The organism is Photobacterium iliopiscarium, assembly GCF_003026395.1.
In the GTDB taxonomy this organism is placed as follows: Bacteria; Pseudomonadota; Gammaproteobacteria; order Enterobacterales; family Vibrionaceae; genus Photobacterium; species Photobacterium iliopiscarium.
Map to the genome: position 1 here is coordinate 135,339 of NZ_PYOO01000010.1, position 21,273 is coordinate 156,611.

Consider the following 21,273-nt stretch of genomic DNA (forward strand, 5'->3'; position numbering starts at 1 on the left):
CCATGGAATTATCAACGACAGTAATTGAACTACGTTATGCACTCGATACATTTTTCTTTTTGATTTCTGGTGCACTAGTAATGTGGATGGCAGCGGGTTTTGCCATGTTAGAAGCAGGTTTAGTGCGCTCAAAAAATACCACTGAAATACTCACCAAGAACTTTTGTTTATACGCTATTTCGTGTACCACTTTTTTATTAGTCGGCTATAACATTATGTATGTCGATAACAGCGGCGGCGGGTGGTTACCCTCGTTTGGCGCGTTAATTGGTACTCAAGCTGAAGGCGCAGATCACTCTTTAGAATCCGATTTCTTTTTTCAGGTCGTCTTTGTTGCTACCGCAATGTCAGTGGTATCCGGTGCGGTTGCTGAGCGTATGAAGTTGTGGTCATTTTTATTATTTTCAGTGGTATTAACCGGCCTTATTTATCCGATTGAAGGTTATTGGACATGGGGCGGTGGTTTCCTTTCAGAAGCAGGTTTTAGTGATTTTGCAGGTTCTGGTATCGTTCATATGGCGGGTGCTGCCGCGGCATTAGCGGGGGTATTACTGCTTGGCGCTCGAAAAGGTAAATACGGTAAAAATGGTGAGGTACACCCGATTCCCGGTTCAAATATGCCTTTAGCTACTGTCGGTACATTTATTTTATGGTTTGGTTGGTTTGGGTTTAATGGTGGCTCACAATTAATGTTGTCAGATTTTGAGAATGCGACCGCTGTTGGTCAAATATTCTTAAACACCAATGCTGCCGCTGCTGCGGGTGCGATTATTGCGCTTGCTGTGTGTAAAATACTATGGGGTAAAGCTGATCTTACTATGATTCTTAACGGCGCTTTAGCGGGATTAGTTGCGATTACTGCGGATCCATTATCACCGTCACCATTAGCTGCGGTTGCGATTGGTAGTGTTGCTGGTGCATTAGTCGTATTCAGTATTATTGGGTTTGATAAAGTGAAAGTTGATGATCCTGTTGGTGCGATTTCTGTCCATGGTGTGTGTGGTTTGTTTGGCTTAATGATGGTGCCGTTAAGTAATCCAGATGCCGCCTTTCTAACTCAGTTATTTGGTGCCGCGGTTATTTTTGGTTGGGTGTTTGGTGCGAGCTTAGTCGTGTGGGGTATTTTGAAATTCACTATCGGTATTCGTGTAACGGAAGATGAAGAGCTAGAAGGGATGGATTCACATGATTGTGGTGTTGATGCTTATCCTGAATTTGTCAGTGTAAAATAGCAATAATAACTGCATTTAAGTGCTATTAAAGTGTAAAAAAACGTCATCGCTTGCGGTGGCGTTTTTTTGTAATGAAGTGTTACAGCTCGATTGTGTTCGAATGTGAAAAACGTATAATCCTTTATCAATCTAATTGAGAAACATTATCATTACATTTTGCATTAAGGGATTTAGCAATGAAAAAACTTTTAGCTACCGCTGTTTTCTTCGGTTTGACCGCACCTCAAATCGCGACAGCGGCTGAAGAAGTCAATGTCTATTCATACCGCCAACCTTTTCTTGTTGAGCCAATGTTTAATGAGTTCACCAAAGAGACGGGCATTAAGGTTAACGTTAAGTTTGCTAAAGAAGGCATTGCTGAAAAACTACAACAAGAAGGTGAATATAGCCCTGCTGATGTAGTGTTGACGACAGATATTAGCCGTTTGGTTGAGCTGTCTGATAAGAAGTTAGTACAGCCAGTTGATAGCAAAGTCATTGATACTAATATTCCAGCACAATTTCGTGATAATGAAGATGAGTGGTTTGCACTAACACTGCGTTCTCGTAATGTTTATTCATCAAAAGATCGGGTTGGTAAATTACCAGCATCTTTTGATTACAGTGATTTAGCTAAACCTGAGTGGAAAGGAAAACTTTGTACGCGTTCAGGTAAGCACCCATATAACGTTTCACTCGTTTCAGCGATGATTGCCCATAATGGTGAAGCGGCAACGAAGACATGGCTTGAAGGTGTTAAAGCTAACTTAGCCCGTAAGCCGCAAGGTAACGATCGCGGTCAAGTACAAGCGGTGAAAGAAGGCTTATGTGATATCGCGATTGGTAATAGTTACTACCTCGGCAAAATGGTCAATGATCCCAACCAAAAAGCATGGGCAGAAGCGGTTGAGATTAATTTCCCCGGCCAACAAGGTAACGGTACTCACGTTAACGTCAGCGGTATGGCAATGGCAAAATATGCGCCAAATAAAGATAACGCGCTTAAGTTAATGGAATTTTTAACCGCGACTACAGCACAACAAATGTATGCTGAAGTGAATTATGAATACCCGGTTAAAGCTGACGTTAAGCGCTCAGCATTAGTCGCATCATGGGGCGAATTTAAAGCTGATGATGTATCACTTGATCAAGTGGCACAATATCATCAAGCTGCGATTAAATTACTTGATGAAGTAAAATTTGATCTGTAATTAGTTACAAAATAAATGGGGCAATAAGCCCCATTTATCAGTTTAATTTAGTCTCTTTTTCAATAAGTTGTGGTAGCTTCTCATGCTTACTTTCAGTGAATAAATTTACTGATAAAGTGGTCTGATATTGCGGACTTAAATATATTGTAAAACGTACTAAGTAGTAGAAAATGAAAGAAAAATTTTTATTTTGGCGAATTAGCAGTTGGTTGTTAGGCTCGCTGTTAGTGTTGCCTATTATTGCTATATTCATTACCGCCATGGGTAATTCTGATCAGGTGTTCTCACACTTGATGAATACCGTGATGTCGACCTATGCCCTAAATACCCTGGGGCTGGTGGTTGGTACGGTATTATTAACCCTAGTTTTTGGGCTTCCTAGTGCGTGGTTAATGGCAATGTGCCGTTTACCAGGCGAAAAAATACTGCAATGGGCACTGATTTTACCCCTCGCAATGCCCGGCTATATCGTTGGTTATCTTTATACTCATTGGTTTGATTACGCCGGACCGATTCAAATTGGGTTACGTAACTTTTTTGGCTGGCAACATGTTAGCGATTACTGGTTTCCTGACTTACGCTCATTATGGGGCGCATGTTTTGTTTTAGCGTTAGTGTTATATCCGTATGTGTATTTATTAGTCCGCGCGACCTTTATGGAACAAAGTAATAATCTGCTGCAATCGGCGCGGTTATTAGGTTGTTCGCCATGGCAAAGTTTTCGTCGAATTTCATTACCGTTAGCGCGCCCTGCGATTGCTGTTGGGGTGTCATTAGTGGCGATGGAAGCCTTGGGTGATTTTGGTACCGTGAGTTATTTCGCCTTAAATACCTTAACGACAGCGGTTTACGATACGTGGCTTGGTTATTCTAATCTCAATGCTGCCGCTAAAATTTCTGCAATCATGTTGATGGTGATTTTTTTATTGATCAGCAGTGAGCGTTTTAGTCGTCGTAAACAAAAAATGTTTCAGCAGCAATGCGGTAATGATAGTCATACCAAATATCAACTAAGCGGTTGGAAAAAGTGGCTTGCAGTGGGTTGGTGTTGGGGTTTAGTTGGGTGTGCGTTTATTTTACCAATGCTGCAATTGGGCTATTACGCAATTGATTATTTTGCTCAAAGTTGGACTGAGCAATTTAAGACCTACAGTTTTAATAGTTTAATGGTGTCATTGGCGGCAGCGGTGATTGCGGTTAGTCTCGCGTTGATGGTCAATTTTTATCAGCGTTTAGATGGGCGTAATATCAGTACGGTGCCAATGCGATTAGCGTCATTAGGTTATGCCGTACCGGGAACAGTATTAGCGATTGGGGTGATGATCCCTTTAACTAGCGCCGATCATTTAGTGAATGATATTGCGCGCAGTTTAGATCTTGGACGCCCAGGACTTATTTTTTCAGGGTCTATGTTTGCGATTATCTTTGCATTTGTAGTGCGGTTTGCTGCGGTAGCGATTGGTAGTGTTGAAAGTAGTTTAGTGAAAATTCCGCCGTCATTGGATATGGCCGCAAAAACCATGGGTTATGCATCGACGGCTATGTTACGTAAAGTACATTTACCGTTGATCCGTCGTGGTTGTTTAATTGCAGGCTTATTGGTGTTTATTGAATCAATGAAAGAACTCAATGCCGCAATATTGTTACGGCCGTTTAATTTTGAAACCTTAGCCACTTATGTATTTAATTTTGCTTCTGATGAACAGTTAGAAGTCGCTGCATTACCGGCCATTTTATTAGTTATTGTGGGCCTAATCCCGCTGGTGATGGTTAATCGTTCTTTGGAGCAAAAACATTAATGAAACATGCATTATCCGTCGCTGATCTTAGTTGTTGTTACCATGGACAGCCAATCTTACAAGATTTGTCGTTAGCGGTAGAACGGGGTGAAATTGTGTGTTTGCTTGGCGCGAGTGGCTGTGGCAAAACCACGTTACTCAAAGCGGTTGCTGGATTGTTACCGCTGACGCAAGGCACTATCGCGATTAATGATCGGACTATTGTGGATCACTCATTATGCTTGCCGCCAGAGCAACGTAATATTGGGATGATATTTCAAGATTACGCTTTATTTCCACATTTAACGGTGGCTGAAAATATTGCGTTTGGTTTACGCCATTGGGATAAACCACGGGTAACTGCCAAGATTAAGCAGATGTTAGCGCTAGTTCATTTAACGGAATTAAATGATCGTTATCCGCACCAATTATCTGGCGGCCAACAACAACGGGTTGCGATTGCACGTGCATTGGCGAATGAGCCTGATTTAATCTTATTGGATGAACCGTTTTCTAATATTGACACTCAAGTACGCCATAGTTTGATTCGTGATATTCGCCAAATATTTAAAGACCAAGGTGTGACCGCTATTTTTGTGACTCACAGCCGTGAAGAAGCGTTTGCCTTTGCCGATAAAATGGCGGTAATGAACCACGGTGTGATTGAGCAATTTGGCACAGCAACCGAGCTTTACTATCAACCCAGTAGTCGTTTTGTGGCAGAATTTTTAGGTGTTGGATCTTATTTGCCTGCGGTTGTGACTGCAAACCAACAGCTACAAACCCCATTGGGTGAACAAGCATTAATTGTCGAGCAACCATTAGCTGTAGCCACTGATGTGGATTGGCTATTACGCCCACAGCACTTGACTGTTGTGCCTGATATTAAAGGAACAGCGGTAATTATTGAACAGCAGTTTATGGGGGATAGTTGTCGTTACATTGTTGAATTTGAAGAACATAAATTAGTGATTAATTCTAATTTATTATTAAATGTTGGTCAGCGCGTGACGGTCAGTGTTGTGCCACATCAACCGGTTATTTTTGCTAGCGTATAAATAATTCAAGGCTTGTAAATACAAGCCTTGCGTGTTTGAACTAGTGATTGATTTAGTTTTTCTGAGTTAAAACCTGTAGATAAATTTGCGCTTGTTCACGCAAAATATCTTGATCAGGATGTTGGTTCGCTTGCATGTAAATGACATAACACATGCCATGTAGCATTTTGGCTAAGTTCTCAGGGGTTTGATTGGTTTTAATTTCTTCATTATCAATAGCTTGAGAGAATGCTTTCTGCACTTGCTTGAGGTTCTTTTTGTTGCTTTCAATAAATTGTGGCCATATTTCATCACGTACTGAAGTACTCCACTCAAACCACACTTTGATCCAATCTTGTTGTTCTAATACGGTATCAATTAAGTTATTGCTAATGCAGGTTAAGCGCGCATGTAAGGTTTTGTTTGGTGCGCCAATACATTCAGTAAGTAGATCATTAAATTGGGTAGCAACTTCCATTAATACTTGTTCAACCAATGCTTCTCGTGTCGGAAAATAGTTAAAAACAGTGGCCACTGACACATTGGCCATATCAGCGATATCAGCATGACCCGCGCGACCAATACCACGGCGCGAGAAAACTTCAATCGAGTAATCAAGTAGTTGTTGCTTTCTTTTTTCTGGTGATAAACGTGTACGTGGTTTCTTAGTAATCGTATCCATAATTATTAACTCCCTAACCCTGTTTATATTTATTGTATTTATGTTTATTTTTTATACATAAACATTACAACAGCAACTGGGTTGATTCAAACTGAACTATCAATAAGTGTTTCGGATTTTGGACACTATTGATTAAATAACGCTTAACATGAATGAATGCTACAATAACGACCTTTGGGATATATAGCCCTAGTCGGCTAACTCGGTCGCGTTGATGGAGAAGAAAATGAAGCACACTATCGAAGTAATGATCTCTGAGCAGGATGTTCAGGATCGCATCAAAGAGCTAGGAAAGCAGATCACGGAACATTATAAAGACTCAACAGACTTAGTAATGGTTGGCTTACTGCGTGGCTCATTTGTCTTCATGGCAGATCTTGCACGTGCGATTGAGGTTCCGCATGAAGTGGATTTCATGACTGCATCAAGTTACGGCAATACGATGCAAAGTAATCGTGATGTGCGTATTTTGAAAGACTTAGATGACGACATCAAAGGCAAAGATGTGCTATTGGTGGAAGATATTATCGATACGGGTAATACGCTAAGTAAAGTGTGTGAGATTTTATCGCTACGTGAACCAAAATCAATCAGTATCTGTACGCTACTTGATAAGCCTGATCGTCGTGAAGTGAATGTAAAAGTTGATTGGTATGGCTTTATTATTCCCGATGAGTTCGTGGTTGGTGTGGGTATTGATTACGCGCAAAAATACCGTCACTTACCGTTTATTGGTAAAGTTATTCCAGACGCAGAATAAAAATAAAAAAGCGACCGCCTATCAGGTGGTCGCTTTTTTTTATCCGTATTATTTGTTATTTTCTAGCTGTGTTAACTGTTCTTTTAGTGGCGGTAATAATGATGACATCGCCGCTTGATAAGTGATTTCAAGGCTTTCACGACTGGTGGCTGTTACGCCCAAATCTTTTAAAATGCCGTTGCTGGTACCATAAATCCACCCATGAATTTTGACATCTTGGCCACGTTCCCATGCTTGTTGCATGATGGTGGAATTACCAAGATGGTAGACTTGCGAGGCGACGTTAATCTCACATAATTTGTCGTCCCACTTGTCACGCGGTAGGCTACCAAGATCTGAGCGATGCTTAAGATAAAGATCGCGAATGTGTAATAACCAGTTATTGATAAGCCCTAATGGTGGATTTTCGATGGCGGCAGTAACACCACCACAGCCATAGTGACCACAAATAATAACATGCTTAACTTTAAGTACATCAACCGCATACTGAACCACGGATAAGCAATTTAAGTCGGTATGAATAACTTGATTGGCAACATTACGGTGTACAAATAATTCACCAGAAGTTAAACCGGTTAGGCGTTCAGCTGGAACTCGACTGTCAGAACAGCCTATCCAAAGATATTGTGGATGTTGTGCTTCTGCGAGGTGAGAAAAAAATTGTGGATCTTCATCTTTAATATTTTCTGACCATGAAAGGTTGTTTGCGAAGAGCTGCTTTATATCTGCCATGATAATGCCTTATATTAATATGTTCCTTACTATACACAAGCTGCGCTGATAGCAAATCGGATTAGTTGTTAGTGTTTTGTCACTAGCCTATAAATATTTAACAGAAAGATTGCATATAATGAACGCTTTAGAAATAAAAAATGTAAGCAAAACTTACAAAGGTGGCGTCAAGGCGCTGAAAAATATGAGTCTCAATGTCGAACAAGGGGACTTTTTTGCCTTGTTAGGCCCCAATGGTGCCGGTAAATCGACCACCATCGGGATTATTAGCTCGTTAGTTAATAAAACCTCGGGATCCGTGAGTATTTTTGGCTATGACTTAGATACTCAAAAAGTGGATGCTAAGAACCAACTGGGCTTAGTCCCACAAGAATTTAATTTTAACCCGTTTGAAACTGTAGAACAGATTGTTGTTAATCAAGCCGGTTTTTATGGGGTTGAACATTCGTTGGCTAAACAGCGGGCACAAAAATATTTAACCCAATTAGATTTATGGGGTAAACGTCATGATCGTGCCCGTAATCTTTCTGGTGGTATGAAGCGACGTTTGATGATTGCACGCGCGTTAATGCACGAACCTAAATTATTAATTTTAGATGAACCAACCGCAGGGGTCGATATTGAGTTACGTCGTTCAATGTGGACGTTTTTGCAACGCATTAACCGCGAAGGGGTAACGATTATTTTAACCACTCATTACCTTGAAGAAGCTGAAATGTTGTGTCGCAATATCGGTATTATCAACCATGGCGAATTAGTTGAGCATACCTCAATGAAAGCGTTATTGAGTCAGATTGAATTAGAAACGTTTATTTTAGATATTGATACTATTGCGGTTGTCCCGACGTTAGATATTGGTCAATGTCGGTTAATAGACAGTAATACCCTTGAAGTTGATCTTAATAAAGGTGATGACTTAAATCGCGTCTTCAGTGCTTTAACCATCCAAGGTGTGGTGGTGCGTTCAATGCGTAATAAGAGTAATCGTTTAGAAGAGTTATTTGTTAACTTAGTCAATAAAGATAAAGAATCAGTAGTGGCGGGTAATGAGTAATGAAAAAACAATATTGGATAGCATTCAAAAGCTTAATTAGTAAAGAAATCCATCGGTTTACGCGGATCTGGGTACAAACCTTGGTGCCGCCCGCGATTACAATGACACTGTATTTTATTATCTTCGGTAATCTGATTGGTAAGCGTATTGGTGACATGGAAGGCTTTAGCTACATGGAATACATTGTGCCTGGACTTATCATGATGTCGGTGATCACCAACTCTTATTCTAATGTTGCTTCCTCTTTTTTTAGTGCCAAATTTCAACATAATATTGAAGAGTTATTAGTCGCGCCAGTGCCTAATTATATTATTATCGCCGGTTATGTTGGTGGTGGTGTATTGCGAGGATTAAGTGTCGGTTTGATTGTTTCGGTGGTGTCGTTGTTATTTGTGTCACTTAATATTGCCCATTTGTGGGTGATTATTGCAACCGTAGTAATGACATCGATTGTGTTCTCATTGGGTGGATTAATTAACGCTATTTTTGCCCGTACCTTTGATGATATCAGTATTATTCCAACCTTTGTGTTAACCCCGCTGACGTATCTTGGTGGTGTGTTCTATTCGATTAATCTATTGCCAGAAGTATGGCAAATTGTGTCGAAGGTTAACCCGATTGTGTATATGGTCAATGCCTTTAGATATGGCTTTCTTGGAGTGTCGGATGTTGGTATTGGCACATCGTTTACGGTATTAACGTTATTTGTTATTGCGTTGTACGGTGTTGCTTATTACTTAATTTCACGAGGTATTGGTTTGCGATCATAACTGTTGATGGCTTTTGTTAACCCGTCGCTAAAAACACAGAGATTGATAATCTATAGTTAAAAAAATACCGCCCGTTAATGGTTAACGGGCGGTATTTTTTTAGTCAACGATCCGCTATTAATTAGCTTCAGCGACGTCTTCTTCGACAGTAACAGCAGGGGATAAGTCTACTACTTGGTTGTCGATTAAACGTGCTTTACCTAATTGTGCTGACATTAAAATAACCGCTTGTTGGGTTGTGTCAGTGATAGGCAATAAGGTCACAGCATCACGGATAAAGCTTTTATCTGGTTGCAAACCTGCGGCGCGAAGTTGATCGTTTGCATCAACAATTAATTCGTCATAGTCATTACGACCACCACGTATTTGATTATTGATCCAACGCATTGTACGGGCTAAAACAGGTGCGCGTTGGCGTTCATCAACGGTTAGATTACCATTGCGTGAACTCATGGCGAGGCCATCCATTTCACGCACTGTTGGTACGCCAACAATTTTAATATCCATCGCTAGATCAATCACCATTTGACGGATAAGTGCCAATTGTTGGTAATCTTTTTCGCCAAAACAAGCCACGTCTGGTTGGACGATATTAAATAATTTATTAACGATGGTTGCTACGCCACGGAAGTGACCTGGACGTAATTCGCCTTCTAAAATAGTCGATAATCCAGGGACATCAATGTAGGTTTGATTATTAAGTCCGGCTGGATACATATTTTCTGGGGTTGGGGTAAAGACCACATCCACCATATTTTGCTGTTGTAACTTAGCAATATCTTGTTCAAGAGTGCGTGGATAATTGGTTAGATCCTCAGTCTTTTCAAACTGCATTGGATTAACAAAAATACTCGCAACAACAACATCAGCATGCTTACGTGCTTTACGCATTAACGTAAGATGGCCTTCATGTAAGTTACCCATGGTTGGAACAAAGGCAATCCGACGTCCTGCGCGGCGCCACGTCGTAATTTGCTCTCTTAACTGGGCAATATCGGCGAATGTTTGCATCTCTTATTCCTTATTCAAAGGTATGCTGAGATCCTGGAAATGCACCAGACTCAACATCTTCAATGTATTTAGTAACCGCAGCACGCATATCACCGGTTTCTGCAAGGAAGTTCTTAGAGAACTTCGGCATATAGTTCGCAGAAATACCAAACATGTCGTGCATAACCAGTATTTGGCCATCGGTCGCATTACCCGCACCGATACCAATTACAGGTACATCCACCGCCTTGGTAATACGTTCAGCAAGGCTTGCTGGAACACATTCCAATACGATGATTTGAGCACCAGCTTTCGCGAGAGTAATGGCATCATTTACCATTGTCTCAGCTTGATCCAAATTGCGGCCTTGCACTTTATAACCGCCAAAAATATTGACAGACTGAGGTGTTAAACCAAGGTGAGCACACACGGGAACAGCTCGTTGTGTTAGGGTTGTAATTGTTTCTGCAACCCAAGCGCCACCTTCGATTTTGACCATATTTGCCCCTGCGCGCATTAGTTTCGCGGCATTTTCACAAGCTTGTGCTGGGGTTGCGAAGGTCATGAATGGCATGTCAGCCATTAGCAGCGAGTTAGGGCTGCCTGCACGAACACTACGCGTATGGTAAGCAATGTCATCAATGGTTACAGGTAGCGTGTCATTTCGGCCTTGGAGTACCATGCCTAACGAGTCACCGACTAACATAACCGGCATATTTTGCTGCTCAAATAATTGAGAAAAACTGGCGTCATATGCTGTTACTGATGCAAATTTACGACCTTCTTGCTTCCATTTTAGGAGATCGTTGATGGTAATTTTTTTCATAGCTTCTTTCTCGCCCTGATGAATTTATGCTTGCCAAATAGCTAAGCCATTACGGTTAACCTGAGTCAATAACGTGCATAAAGAAGTGTGATCAGGCAAAACTAAAGCAGGGTTGATTTCAGCAAGTGGATACAGTACGAATTCTCGCACTTTCATTCCATAGTGTGGCACGGTAAGGCGCTCACACTGGTGCTGTAGATCACCATATAAAATAATATCGAGATCTAACGTCCTTGGTCCCCAGCGTTCATCTTTGCGAACACGTCCTTGTTCGAGCTCAATAGCTTGAGTGTGATCAAGCAACTCAAGTGGAGCTAATGTGGTGTCGATAGCAACAACCGCATTTATATAGTCAGGTTGATTTTGCGGTCCCATCGGAGTACTGCTGTACAAAGAAGACACGCTAATAACTTGGGTGTTTGGTAGGTGTTGCAGTGCATTGATAGCGGTTTGAGCTTGGGCGACAGGATCGCCCAAGTTACTACCAATCGCGATATAAGCACGAATCATGAATTTACAGATGGTTTTTTACGACGAGGTTGCTGTGGGCGACGACGACGTGGACGGCGAGTACCACCACCATCATTGATGTTAGCCACCATTTGACCGCGCTGGTTGTAATCTGCATCTTGGAACTCATTCCACCATAATGCTAATTCTTTGATATCGCTGCCTTCAAATAAACTGCGCATTTCTAAGAAGTCATAAGCGGCACGGAATTTAGGATGTTCCATGGTCTTAAAGGCACGCTTGCCACTACGACGACTAAAGCGTAATTGTTGCTGCCAGATGTCACGTACGGTGGTGGTGTGACGACGTGGAATCGCAATTGAGCGTACTTGTTCGTCAAGAATATCGTTACTGGCAACCATGAAAGCATCATAGAATGATAAGCCACTAGCAAAAGAGACTTCTTCTGCACGTGTCATCATTGGGTACCATAGCATCGCCGCATAAATAAAGGCTGGATTGACGCGTTTATCTTCAGCCATTCGTTTATCAGTCGATGCAAGGATATGCTCGATCATTTTTTCAGTTTTACTGCTGTTATTCTCAGTAAAATGGTCAGATAAAATGGGGAATAACTGCTGGAATAAGTTGTATTCACGCAGCATACGGTACGTTTCTAGACCTTGACCTGATTGCAATAACTTGAGGCTTTCTTCAAATAGACGCGCTGATGGAATGTCTTGCATCAGTGTTGCTAGTTCACGAATTGGCGCTGCGGTTACAGGGTCAATATCCATATCAAGCTTAACGGCAAAGCGAACTGCGCGTAGCATTCGAACCGGATCTTCACGGTAACGGGTTTCAGGATCACCCATTAAACGAATGATGCGATTATTAAGGTCGTCGATACCTTTAGCATGGTCTGTTACCGTGAAATCTTTAACGCTGTAATAAAGCGCATTAATCGTAAAGTCACGACGTTCTGCATCTTCTTCAACAGTACCGTAAACATTATCACGTAATAACATGCCTTCTTCGCTGCGAGAAGAAAGCTGTGGTTTTTGTTTATCTTGCGGTGGTGTTACTTGTATCGGTGCGTCTGAGTGGTGACCACGAAAGGTCGCTACTTCAATAATATCACGCCCAAAAAGGATATGGGCAAGACGAAAACGACGGCCGATTAGACGACAGTTACGAAACAGTTTTTTGATTTCTTCAGGTGTTGCATTGGTTGCAATATCGAAGTCTTTAGGCTGTTTATGGAGCAATAAATCGCGGACACCGCCACCAACAAGGTAAGCGTCGTAACCGGCTTTATTTAGACGATATAATACTTTCAGCGCATTTTCGCTGATATCTTTTCGTGAAATGCCGTGCTCTGGGCGTTGGTAAACTTGCAAAGTCTGTTCCTCTGGAACTCGAGTACTACTGTCTCGATTCAATACTTTACGGCAAAAGTTGGCTACTCGATTAAAGATAATACACCCCATTTTGTGCACATGGTTCAACAAACAGCCGTGTATAATATATCACGGCAGACTATTTTAGAATGCTAGTGTGATAGCAGTTGTCTTTGGTAGCTGCTTGAGCTGCCAATGAGTGATGCCCCACTGTAAAATTTGTTCTACGCTTTCTGTGACAAGTTCTGTCGGTGGCGAAAAGCCTAAAAAGCGTAGCGCTGCCATCAATGCTGGCCGAGGATTGTGTTTATCAATCGCTGGAGCATGGTTTTGTTTTGACAATTTATTGCCATTGTCAGTAATGGCGAGCGGTAAGTGCAAATAACTCACTTCAGGATGTTTAAGTTGTCGATAAAGATTTATTTGATGCCCAGTAGGCTTAATTAAATCTGCACCACGTACAACTTCGGTGATCCCTTGTTCGATATCGTCTAGCACTACAGCAAGATTATAAGCAAATAAGCCATCGCGGCGACGAATGATAAAATCTTCACTCGCCAAGGCTAACGGCAATTCGATACGGCCGTGTAATAGGTCATCGAAATGGGTTATTGGTGTGTCTACTTGTAATCGAACCGCACCATTGTTGTGCCGTTGATTGAGGGTACGACAGGTACCAAGGTAAAAGCCGCCCGTTTGTTTAATGTCTTTTCGACTACACTGACAATAATAAGCAATATCTTGTGCTAACCAGGTTTCTATTTGAGCCTGATAGACATCATGACGTAAGCTTTGATAAATGATATTGCCATCCCACATGAAACCAAATGCTTCTAATGTGCGCAGAATATCATCAGCTGACCCTTGACTTTCGCGAGGTGGATCAAGATCTTCGATCCTGACTATCCATTTTCCTTGCTGAGATTTAGCTTGTAGGTAGCTACCAAGAGCAGCAATTAACGATCCGAAATGCAATGGCCCTGAGGGCGATGGTGCAAAACGACCGATATATTGATTCGTGTTAGTCATACATTAATAAACGGTTATAAAATCCAAATTGATTATTATCTAACTTGGTACGGCAATGTAAATGTCGCCCAGAGTCAGGGGTAAATATGACAAGATATATTCCCTCCAAACTGAATAAGACTCTCTATTTTGAGAGCACTATTCAGTTTGGTGCCTAGTTATCTATAACGCTGGGTTATGACTAAAAGGCAGAGCTCGTGCGACATCGGTAAGTAAATAACCATTAGATTAATTACTGCGTGTTATTTTGAGCGCTAGTGTAAACGAAAGAGGGAGCTTACGCTCCCTCTAAAATTAGCTTTAACCTGATAATGGCGTAATTAGCCAGCCATTTGCTTTTCTTTGATCTCTGCAAGTGTTTTACAGTCGATGCAAAGATCTGCGGTTGGGCGAGCTTCAAGACGGCGAATACCAATCTCAACACCACAAGAATCACAGAAGCCAAAATCGTCTTCTTCGATACGCTTGAGGGTTTTGTCAATTTTCTTGATCAGTTTACGTTCGCGGTCACGATTACGAAGTTCAAGGCTGAACTCTTCTTCTTGTGCGGCGCGATCCACTGGATCGGGGAAGTTAGCGGCTTCATCTTGCATGTGGTTTACGGTGCGATCAACTTCAACGCGAAGTTGGTTTCGCCATGCTGATAGAATTTTAAGGAAATGCTCTAATTGAGCTTCGCCCATGTATTCTTCGCCAGCTTTTTCCTGATAAGGTTCAACCCCAGCAATAGCCAGGATGCCTAGTGATTTTTTAACAATGGTCTCTGGCATATAGCATCTCCTAATGTACCTAATAACCGTCACTGGTTAATTTTGGGCGGTATCTATACCAGAAAGGTTACGGCGTGGCAATTAATGTATAACTTCAATTCTACGTCAATGTGAAGAAAACGGCATTTTTTATGTTGAATGCTGAAATTGTATACAGTCTTCGAGTTTTATTTCATCAGCATTGATCGTTGCTCGGTAGCAAATAATTTCTACTCCAGCATTGATAGCTTGGTGTAATAATCGTGCATATTCCGGATCAATATGCTGCGCAACATTGACCTGATTAATCCCCGTATGTAGTACCGCAAAAAATAACACCGCTCGTGATCCTTGCTGTGCCATTTCGGTTAATTCTCGAAGATGTTTTTGACCTCGAGTAGTAACTGCATCGGGGAAGTAACCTTGGCCATTATCGGCCAGTAGAGTCACGCTTTTTACTTCAATATAGCAGGGCTGACGAGTTTGTGATTCAAGTAATAAATCAATGCGACTATTTTCAGCGCCGTATTTCACTTCAGTACGTAAATTATCATAGCCATTGAGTTCAGTGATACGTTGCTGCTCTATTGCTTCTTTGACCAGATGATTAGCCTGAATGGTATTGACACAAATCCAATTGTTAGCGGCAGTGTGCGCTAATTCCCAACTGTTAGGGTATTTACGTTTTTTATTGTCAGAGGTTGAATACCACACCGTGGTTCCGGGTTCTGCGCAACCGGTCATTGCACCGGTATTGGCACAGTGGATTGTTCGTAGTTCGCCATCACTGAGTTCAATATCAGCGAGAAAGCGTTTGTAGCGTTTGATTAAGGTGGCAGCGTGTAGTGGCGGAGCAAATTTCATTTATGGCCTCATGCATGGATTATTATTTTTAGTTGTGAGTAGGCTTTCGTTACAATGTGGTTCCGTTTTGATCATGACATAAGGTGACGCCCTTGTCACAACTCCCTATTGATGATGTTTTAGCTGCTTTGTTTGCGGCACTCGCTAGCCATACTCAGGTAATTTTAAAAGCGCCACCGGGGGCGGGTAAATCAACCCGTCTGCCATTGTCGTTGTTGGAAACAAATACAATCGCGGGGCGAATTATTATGTTGGAGCCGCGACGGTTAGCGGCGAGAAACATTGCGGGTTATTTAGCACAGCAATTAGGTGAGCGTGTCGGTCAAACCGTTGGCTTACGGGTGCGCGGCGAAACTAAAGTCAGTGCACAAACACGGTTAGAGATTGTGACAGAAGGCGTTATGACGCGAATGTTGCAACATGATCCCGAGCTGGCTGGAATTGGGTTAATTATTTTTGATGAGTTTCATGAGCGCAGTATTCATGCCGATACTGCGTTAGCGTTAGCAATCGAAGTCCAACAAGCGCTACGCGACGATCTGCAATTATTAGTGATGTCGGCCACTCTAGATCAAACCGCATTGGCGCAGCTACTTCCTACCGCGGCGTATGTTGAATCTCAAGGGCGTTGTTTCCCGGTGGAATATCGCTACCAACATGTTAGTGACCCTCGGGATGTAATTGATCACATGGCGGCTGCGATTAGCCAGTTACTCGCGCAAGAATCCGGTTCGGTATTAGCGTTCTTACCCGGTGTTGGTGAAATAAAACGCCTCGCGCAAGCATTGGCTGCACGTTTATCGACAACCAATAACAATAGCCCTATCAATATTTGTCCGTTGTATGGGCAGTTACCCATCGAACAACAACAGCAAGCGATTAATCCTGCCCCCGCAGGTCAACGCAAAGTGGTACTTGCGACCAATATTGCCGAGACTAGCTTGACCATTGAGGGGATTCGCTTAGTGGTTGATAGTGGTTTTGAGCGTATCGCGCTGTGGGAGCCTAAAACAGGGATTAGCCGCTTACAGCAAGTACGTATAGCCCAATCATCTGCTGAGCAGCGTGCAGGTCGTGCTGGACGCTTAGAAGCAGGTATTTGTTTGCGGATGTACAGTGAGGAATTATTACAACGTCAACCAGCAACTCCGCAACCTGAAATTCTGCGCAGTGATTTAACCGCTCTGGCAATGGATCTGGTGCAATGGGGGTGTAATGATCCACAAGACTTACAGTGGTTGGATGTGCCACCGATGATTGCATTGCAACAGTCACAGCAATTATTGCAGCAATTAGGCGCGATTGATGAACGTGGCCAGCAAACATCGCGCGGGAAAGTGATGCAAACTATAGGCGCAGATCCACGTCATGGTGCGATGCTCGCTTTTGCTCAGCAAATGGCACTGCAACAAACGGATATGACTATTTTAACGACGGCGGCAATGCTGGTGGCGTTATTAGAAGATCCACCGCGCGGTATTGATAACCCAGATTTAGCGTTTCAGTTGCACTTACTAGAGACAAAAAAACTCGCTAGAAGTCATGCTTATCTGCAACGGGCGCAACAACACCTTACAACGCTTGCGGTATCTAAAAATACGCCGCTCAAGGTTAATAATCATTGGGCCGCTATTTTACTTGCGGTTGGTTTTCCTGATCGTATTGCGCAATCCCGTACTGATGATGGTCGTTATCAGTTAGCCAATGGTCAAGGGGTTGTACTTGATAGTAGTCAAAGTCTTGCCTCTCAATCATTGTTAGTGGTGGCCGATGTTGTTAAAACCCGCCAAGGCGATAGTCGTATCTTCTCTGCTATTGTGGCTGACGTCAGTGTATTACAACAAACCTTACCGTTATTGTTTACTGAATGTGATTGGCTCGATTGGGATGATAAAAAAGGCCGTTTAAGTGCTGAGCATCGAGTTTGTTGCGGCAAATTAATTGTCGCGCGTAGTCTTGCTGCGACGCCAGATTCAGCCTTAGCCAGTGAAGCGTTACTCAATGCGGTTAAACGTAAAGGATTAGGTGTTTTAAATTGGACAGAAAAAGCCAATGCATTATTGATTCGTGGTCGTTGTGCCAATGAATGGTTACCTGAACTTGGTTTGCCAGCGTTAGACGAGGTGAGTTTACTCTCCAATGCTGAGCAATGGTTATTGCCTTACTTAAATGGGATTACAACCTTAAAAGGCTTACAAAAAGTCAATATGGTGGCCGCATTAGAGGCGTGTTTGGGTTGGAACAACAAACAGCAACTCGAGCAATTATTGCCAACCCATTATCAAGTGCCAACGGGATCAAATATAACGATCCGTTATCAAGAACAGCAACAACCTGTGTTGGCGGTTAAGTTACAAGAAATGTTTGGTGAGCCAACAACGCCCACTATCGCTAACGGTAAAGTGGCTTTAGTACTGGAGTTGTTATCACCCGCACAACGACCATTGCAGATCACGCAAGATTTAGCGGGTTTTTGGCAAGGCTCATACAAAGAGGTTCAAAAAGAAATGAAAGGGCGCTATCCCAAGCATCCATGGCCTGATGATCCCGCAAATCATATTCCAACCCGCAAAATCAAAAAATACCTTTAACCGCGATAAACAAGCTCGATACCTGTATATATAATCAGTTATAGTGTTACAGTAAATTTACATTAATGATGCTGAGCAGCGCTATTGCTGCCAGCTTAACTATAGGAATTTCGGTAGTTGATTGATTATGATTAAGTTGTCGCAACCAAAAAAAACACCCACAAAAATTCTCACGCCTTCGAAAAAAAAAGCGGCGCTAAAACCTGCAACAAAAAAAGCATCCCCTAAAAAAGTTGCAGTTAAAAAACCGCCAGCTAAAAAAAAGTCAGCTAAAAAAGATGCCGCTCCGCATCCATGGTTACGAAAGATTGGACGCTTAAGTTTTAAAATAATGTTGGTTGTCGTCGCTATTTTATTGGTTATCGGTATCTATCTCGATACTGTGGTACGCAATAAAATGGATGGTCAAATTTGGGACTTACCTTCTGTTGTTTATGGGCGTGTGCTTACCTTACATTCGGGTCAAGCAATGACGTTGAGTGACGTTCGCCATGAATTAGATGCGCTGCAATACCATAAAGTAGCAACCCCACAACGAATGGGTGAGTATTCAGCGTCGGCAACCCGTATCGAATTAATTCGTCGTCCCTTTAAGTTTGTTGATGATCCTCAGCCACAACAACATGTCATGTTGACTTTTTCAGGCAGTAGGCTGACTTCGATCGTTGATGTCACAACAAAAAAAGCACTAAAAACGGTCAAGATAGAACCTAAGCTACTGGGTATGCTCGGACTGACGGGTAATGAACAACGGATCTTTATGGCGCGCGATCAATTCCCGCCGTTATTAATTGATGGTTTGTTAACGACTGAAGATCGTGATTTTTATCAACATGAAGGTGTTTCACCATTAGCGATTTTACGGGCAATGGTGGTAAACCTTAAAGCGGGTCATACCGTACAAGGGGGCAGTACCTTAACCCAACAATTGGCGAAAAATTTATTTTTAAGTCATGAACGTAGTTTATGGCGCAAAGTACGTGAAGCCTATATCGCGGTTATTATTGATTATCGGTACAGTAAAGATCGTATTCTTGAAGCGTATTTAAATGAAATTTATCTCGGTCAAAATGGCGCTAAAGAAGTACATGGTTTTCCTCTTGCGGCACGGTTCTATTTTGGTCGTTCGTTAGAAGAGTTGCGAGTTGATCAATTGGCGATGTTAGTTGGAATGGTAAAAGGGCCGTCACAATTTAATCCGTGGCGTCATCCTGATCGCACCACTAAACGTCGTGACTTAGTGTTGATGTTACTTTTAAAACATAATTACCTTACTGGGGCTGAATATGAACAAGCAGTTTCAGAGCCATTAGGGATTCAAAAAACACCCAAGATAGCCAGTCGTCAACCTGCGTATTTTCAGCAATTGCAACGTGAGTTAGAACAAGATGTTGGTGATATTTACAAATCAGGTAAAGGACTGCGTATTTTTAGTACCCTTGATCCAGTGTCTCAACAAGCAGCAGAAAAAACCATTGCCGTAATGGTGCCACGGTTAAATAAAAAAGCCGGTGTTAAAGTCGAAACAGCAATGGTTGTCGTTGATCGTCAAAATGGTGCGGTAAGAGCACTGATTGGTGGTAGTCGCCCGGGCTATGCAGGTTTTAATCGTGCGTTGGATGCTAGCCGTCAAATAGGCTCACTCGCTAAGCCAGCGGTTTATCTGGCAGCGCTAAGTCAACCACAAAAGTTCACCTTAGCGACCACCTTGAGTGATAGCGCCATTGTTTTAAAAGGCAGTAAAGGCACATCGTGGCGACCAAGAAACTATGATCGAAAATTTCGTGGTCAAGTGCCATTATATTACGCCCTCGCACATTCATTAAATGTGCCAACGGTAAATCTAGGCTTAAAAGTCGGGCTAGGAACGGTGATTAACACTATGGCTAAATTGGGGGTTAAGCGGGATGAAATTCCTCATTTACCTTCAATATTACTGGGCGCATTTAGTTTATCACCGTTTGAAGTTGCACAAATGTTCCAGAGTATTACCAATAACGGCCGTAAAGCACCGTTGTTTAGTTTGAATGCCGTTGTTGATAGTCGAGGTCGTGTTTTGTATCAACACCAGTCTCAGATTGAACAGGTGGTACCAGAACAAGCGGCTTGGTTAACGACGTATGATATGAAAAAAGTGGTAAGCCAAGGGACAGCCCGTTTTCTTCAGAGTAAATTCAGTTCTGCTAAGTTAGCGGGTAAAACGGGAACAACCGATAATAACCGTGATAGTTGGTTTGCAGGAGCTGATGGCCGCGAAGTTGGCGTAGTGTGGGTTGGTCGTGATGATAACACTCCGGTGCGATTAACGGGCTCTAGCGGTGCGTTACGGGTTTATGCTGATTATCTTGCTCGTCGCCAACCATTGCCGTTAAACATCGGCTGGCCGCCTTATATCACCACGATTAAGTATCAACGAGCAGCTAATGGTAGTTTACGGTTTGATTGTAATGGCAGTGTTGCATTACCAGCGTGGGATAAAAATGGCGAGTTAAAAGCGCAATGTCATGATAATCAGCCTGCAACATGGATCAAGCATATGTTTGCCGATTAAGATGAAAACTGGCTATTGATGGTAGTGTGAAACGACAGCTGCGAGGTTGTCGTTTTTTTTCATGCTTTTTCTACAGACGAAAAAAAAGCCTCATCAGAAATGAGGCTTTCAAAAGATGGTGCCGACTACCGGAGTCGAACTGGTGACCTACTGATTACAAGTCAGTTGCTCTACCTACTGAGCTAAGTCGGCACACTAAATTCTTTTTAAATAATGAGCTGACTCATTATCTTTAATATGGTGCCTCGAGGCGGAATCGAACCACCGACACGAGGATTTTCAATCCTCTGCTCTACCGACTGAGCTATCAAGGCAAACACAAGCAATCAAATTGCTTATTGTTGCATTTCTTACCGAAGTAAGAGAATAAATGGTGCCGACTACCGGAGTCGAACTGGTGACCTACTGATTACAAGTCAGTTGCTCTACCTACTGAGCTAAGTCGGCACATTAATTCTTTTATATTCCTTTACTCTATTGAGTGAAGAAATAAATTTGGCTCCCTCTACTGGACTTGAACCAGTGACATACGGATTAACAGTCCGGCGTTCTACCAACTGAACTAAGAGGGAATTAACTTTTACTATT

The 21,273-nt window shown here is 42.3% G+C and carries 18 protein-coding genes and 4 tRNA genes; 9 read left to right on the forward strand and 13 right to left on the reverse strand.

The window, feature by feature from the left end:
- Window positions 1-2 precede the first annotated feature (2 nt).
- The 4 genes from C9J51_RS14595 to C9J51_RS14610 all read left to right on the forward strand — a co-directional run bounded on the left by C9J51_RS14595 (window position 3) and on the right by C9J51_RS14610 (window position 5,258).
- Window positions 3-1,232, forward strand: coding sequence for an ammonium transporter (locus tag C9J51_RS14595; RefSeq protein ID WP_045040546.1), 1,230 nt, complete (start codon window positions 3-5; stop codon window positions 1,230-1,232).
- Window positions 1,233-1,408: 176 nt separating this feature from the next.
- Window positions 1,409-2,422 (forward strand): Fe(3+) ABC transporter substrate-binding protein, encoded by a 1,014-nt coding sequence (locus tag C9J51_RS14600; protein ID WP_045037359.1) that lies wholly within the window; start codon window positions 1,409-1,411, stop codon window positions 2,420-2,422.
- A gap of 170 nt (window positions 2,423-2,592) precedes the next feature.
- Window positions 2,593-4,221 carry an ABC transporter permease gene (locus C9J51_RS14605; RefSeq protein ID WP_045037360.1) on the forward strand — a complete coding sequence of 543 codons (1,629 nt, stop codon included), beginning with the start codon at window positions 2,593-2,595 and terminating at the stop codon, window positions 4,219-4,221.
- Entirely contained in the window at window positions 4,221-5,258 is a 1,038-nt protein-coding gene (locus C9J51_RS14610; protein WP_045040547.1) for an ABC transporter ATP-binding protein, read from the forward strand. The genes C9J51_RS14605 and C9J51_RS14610 overlap by 1 nt, the downstream gene beginning before the upstream one ends.
- Before the next feature lie 52 nt (window positions 5,259-5,310).
- On the opposite strand, the gene C9J51_RS14615 is transcribed toward C9J51_RS14610, so the two are convergent.
- Complete coding sequence (locus tag C9J51_RS14615) at window positions 5,311-5,919, reverse strand: TetR/AcrR family transcriptional regulator (RefSeq protein ID WP_045040548.1); 609 nt, start codon at window positions 5,917-5,919, stop codon at window positions 5,311-5,313.
- 226 nt (window positions 5,920-6,145) lie between these two features.
- On the opposite strand from C9J51_RS14615, the gene hpt reads away from it, so the two are divergent.
- Entirely contained in the window at window positions 6,146-6,679 is a 534-nt protein-coding gene (gene hpt / locus C9J51_RS14620) for a hypoxanthine phosphoribosyltransferase (RefSeq protein ID WP_045037363.1), read from the forward strand.
- A gap of 48 nt (window positions 6,680-6,727) precedes the next feature.
- On the opposite strand, the gene can is transcribed toward hpt, so the two are convergent.
- Entirely contained in the window at window positions 6,728-7,411 is a 684-nt protein-coding gene (gene can, locus C9J51_RS14625; RefSeq protein ID WP_045037364.1) for a carbonate dehydratase, read from the reverse strand.
- Between the two features lie 118 nt (window positions 7,412-7,529).
- Between can and C9J51_RS14630 the strand changes: the two genes are divergently transcribed.
- Window positions 7,530-8,465 (forward strand): ABC transporter ATP-binding protein, encoded by a 936-nt coding sequence (locus tag C9J51_RS14630; RefSeq protein WP_045037365.1) that lies wholly within the window; start codon window positions 7,530-7,532, stop codon window positions 8,463-8,465.
- A complete protein-coding gene (locus tag C9J51_RS14635) occupies window positions 8,465-9,235 on the forward strand; it encodes an ABC transporter permease (RefSeq protein ID WP_045037366.1) in 771 nt (256 codons plus the stop codon). Before C9J51_RS14630 ends, C9J51_RS14635 begins: the two co-directional genes overlap by 1 nt.
- Before the next feature lie 117 nt (window positions 9,236-9,352).
- On the opposite strand, the gene panC is transcribed toward C9J51_RS14635, so the two are convergent.
- The 7 genes from panC to sfsA form a co-directional block, all read right to left on the reverse strand.
- Window positions 9,353-10,246, reverse strand: coding sequence for a pantoate--beta-alanine ligase (gene panC / locus C9J51_RS14640; RefSeq protein ID WP_045040549.1), 894 nt, complete (start codon window positions 10,244-10,246; stop codon window positions 9,353-9,355).
- A gap of 10 nt (window positions 10,247-10,256) precedes the next feature.
- Complete coding sequence (gene panB, locus C9J51_RS14645; RefSeq protein ID WP_045037368.1) at window positions 10,257-11,051, reverse strand: 3-methyl-2-oxobutanoate hydroxymethyltransferase; 795 nt, start codon at window positions 11,049-11,051, stop codon at window positions 10,257-10,259.
- Window positions 11,052-11,075: 24 nt separating this feature from the next.
- Complete coding sequence (gene folK / locus C9J51_RS14650; RefSeq protein WP_045037369.1) at window positions 11,076-11,561, reverse strand: 2-amino-4-hydroxy-6-hydroxymethyldihydropteridine diphosphokinase; 486 nt, start codon at window positions 11,559-11,561, stop codon at window positions 11,076-11,078.
- Window positions 11,558-12,991, reverse strand: coding sequence for a polynucleotide adenylyltransferase PcnB (gene pcnB, locus C9J51_RS14655; protein WP_082064203.1), 1,434 nt, complete (start codon window positions 12,989-12,991; stop codon window positions 11,558-11,560). The genes folK and pcnB overlap by 4 nt, the downstream gene beginning before the upstream one ends.
- A gap of 54 nt (window positions 12,992-13,045) precedes the next feature.
- The gene (gluQRS, locus tag C9J51_RS14660) at window positions 13,046-13,930 is read right to left on the reverse strand and encodes a tRNA glutamyl-Q(34) synthetase GluQRS (protein WP_045040550.1); all 885 of its coding nucleotides are present in this window, start codon (window positions 13,928-13,930) and stop codon (window positions 13,046-13,048) included.
- Window positions 13,931-14,250: 320 nt separating this feature from the next.
- A complete protein-coding gene (gene dksA, locus C9J51_RS14665) occupies window positions 14,251-14,700 on the reverse strand; it encodes an RNA polymerase-binding protein DksA (protein ID WP_045037371.1) in 450 nt (149 codons plus the stop codon).
- Between the two features lie 129 nt (window positions 14,701-14,829).
- The gene (gene sfsA, locus C9J51_RS14670; protein WP_045037372.1) at window positions 14,830-15,543 is read right to left on the reverse strand and encodes a DNA/RNA nuclease SfsA; all 714 of its coding nucleotides are present in this window, start codon (window positions 15,541-15,543) and stop codon (window positions 14,830-14,832) included.
- Window positions 15,544-15,635: 92 nt separating this feature from the next.
- Between sfsA and hrpB the strand changes: the two genes are divergently transcribed.
- Both hrpB and mrcB read left to right on the forward strand, forming a co-directional pair.
- Entirely contained in the window at window positions 15,636-18,134 is a 2,499-nt protein-coding gene (gene hrpB / locus C9J51_RS14675) for an ATP-dependent helicase HrpB (protein WP_045040551.1), read from the forward strand.
- A 127-nt stretch (window positions 18,135-18,261) separates the two neighbouring features.
- A complete protein-coding gene (mrcB, locus tag C9J51_RS14680) occupies window positions 18,262-20,685 on the forward strand; it encodes a penicillin-binding protein 1B (protein WP_107275230.1) in 2,424 nt (807 codons plus the stop codon).
- 116 nt (window positions 20,686-20,801) lie between these two features.
- On the opposite strand, the gene C9J51_RS14685 is transcribed toward mrcB, so the two are convergent.
- The 4 genes from C9J51_RS14685 to C9J51_RS14700 form a co-directional block, all read right to left on the reverse strand.
- Window positions 20,802-20,877 (reverse strand) — tRNA-Thr (locus C9J51_RS14685).
- Window positions 20,878-20,923: 46 nt separating this feature from the next.
- Window positions 20,924-20,999, reverse strand: a tRNA-Phe gene (locus C9J51_RS14690).
- A 57-nt stretch (window positions 21,000-21,056) separates the two neighbouring features.
- Window positions 21,057-21,132, reverse strand: a tRNA-Thr gene (locus tag C9J51_RS14695).
- 49 nt (window positions 21,133-21,181) lie between these two features.
- Window positions 21,182-21,257, reverse strand: a tRNA-Asn gene (locus tag C9J51_RS14700).
- Window positions 21,258-21,273: the final 16 nt, after the last annotated feature.

Coding starts and splice junctions, on each gene's coding strand:
- sfsA (WP_045037372.1), bottom strand. CDS start 15,543: ATGAAATTTGCTCCGCCACTACACGCTGCCACCTTAATCAAACGCTAC.
- mrcB (WP_107275230.1), top strand. CDS start 18,262: ATGATTAAGTTGTCGCAACCAAAAAAAACACCCACAAAAATTCTCACG.
- panC (WP_045040549.1), bottom strand. CDS start 10,246: ATGCAAACATTCGCCGATATTGCCCAGTTAAGAGAGCAAATTACGACG.
- gluQRS (WP_045040550.1), bottom strand. CDS start 13,930: ATGACTAACACGAATCAATATATCGGTCGTTTTGCACCATCGCCCTCA.
- can (WP_045037364.1), bottom strand. CDS start 7,411: ATGGCAGATATAAAGCAGCTCTTCGCAAACAACCTTTCATGGTCAGAA.
- C9J51_RS14630 (WP_045037365.1), top strand. CDS start 7,530: ATGAACGCTTTAGAAATAAAAAATGTAAGCAAAACTTACAAAGGTGGC.
- dksA (WP_045037371.1), bottom strand. CDS start 14,700: ATGCCAGAGACCATTGTTAAAAAATCACTAGGCATCCTGGCTATTGCT.
- hpt (WP_045037363.1), top strand. CDS start 6,146: ATGAAGCACACTATCGAAGTAATGATCTCTGAGCAGGATGTTCAGGAT.
- folK (WP_045037369.1), bottom strand. CDS start 11,561: ATGATTCGTGCTTATATCGCGATTGGTAGTAACTTGGGCGATCCTGTC.
- C9J51_RS14605 (WP_045037360.1), top strand. CDS start 2,593: ATGAAAGAAAAATTTTTATTTTGGCGAATTAGCAGTTGGTTGTTAGGC.
- C9J51_RS14600 (WP_045037359.1), top strand. CDS start 1,409: ATGAAAAAACTTTTAGCTACCGCTGTTTTCTTCGGTTTGACCGCACCT.
- C9J51_RS14615 (WP_045040548.1), bottom strand. CDS start 5,919: ATGGATACGATTACTAAGAAACCACGTACACGTTTATCACCAGAAAAA.
- C9J51_RS14610 (WP_045040547.1), top strand. CDS start 4,221: ATGAAACATGCATTATCCGTCGCTGATCTTAGTTGTTGTTACCATGGA.
- pcnB (WP_082064203.1), bottom strand. CDS start 12,991: ATGGGGTGTATTATCTTTAATCGAGTAGCCAACTTTTGCCGTAAAGTA.
- C9J51_RS14595 (WP_045040546.1), top strand. CDS start 3: ATGGAATTATCAACGACAGTAATTGAACTACGTTATGCACTCGATACA.
- panB (WP_045037368.1), bottom strand. CDS start 11,051: ATGAAAAAAATTACCATCAACGATCTCCTAAAATGGAAGCAAGAAGGT.
- C9J51_RS14635 (WP_045037366.1), top strand. CDS start 8,465: ATGAAAAAACAATATTGGATAGCATTCAAAAGCTTAATTAGTAAAGAA.